Below are 478 nucleotides of genomic sequence, written 5' to 3'. Positions count from 1 at the left end.
CTCGCGCTGGTCGCGGCGCTGGTGGTGGGCGGCTCGTGGGCGGTGGCGGAGGGCGGGCTGCCGGAGGGCCTGTCGGTGTCCCTGGAGGGGCAGCTGACCGCGAACCGGGTGCAGCTGTGGCACGAGGCGGTCGACCTGGCGAAGGAGCATCCGCTGCTGGGGGTGGGGCCCGACCGGTTCGGCGACCTCAGCCCGACGGCGCTCCAGTCGCTGGACACGGACGGCAAACCGCACTCGGCGCCGTTGCAGGAGGTGTCCGAGCAGGGGGTGGTGGGGCTGCTCCTGCTGGCGGCGGCGTTCGGCTGGCTGCTCTACGGACTGGTCCGCTCGCCCTGCTCCACTCCGGTGGTCCTGACGGCGGGGGCGACCCTGACGGCGCTGGCGACCCTGGCGAGTGTCGGGAACGCGCTGAGCTTCGCGCCGGTGACGGCGGGGGCGGGGTTGCTGGCGGGGCTGGCGACGGCCCGGCCGGCCGGGC

The 478-nt window shown here is 76.2% G+C and carries 1 protein-coding gene; it reads left to right on the top strand.

Annotated elements, in window-relative coordinates; all coding sequences use genetic code 11:
- A partial coding sequence (locus GT042_RS08980) for an O-antigen ligase family protein (RefSeq protein WP_161308174.1) occupies positions 1 to 478 on the top strand: 478 nt, incomplete at both ends.

The sequence above is a fragment of the Streptomyces sp. SID3212 genome (assembly GCF_009865405.1).
Lineage (GTDB): Bacteria > Actinomycetota > Actinomycetes > Streptomycetales > Streptomycetaceae > Streptomyces.
Note: the sequence above shows the minus strand (reverse complement) of the source record. Positions and strands in the feature narration are given on the sequence as shown.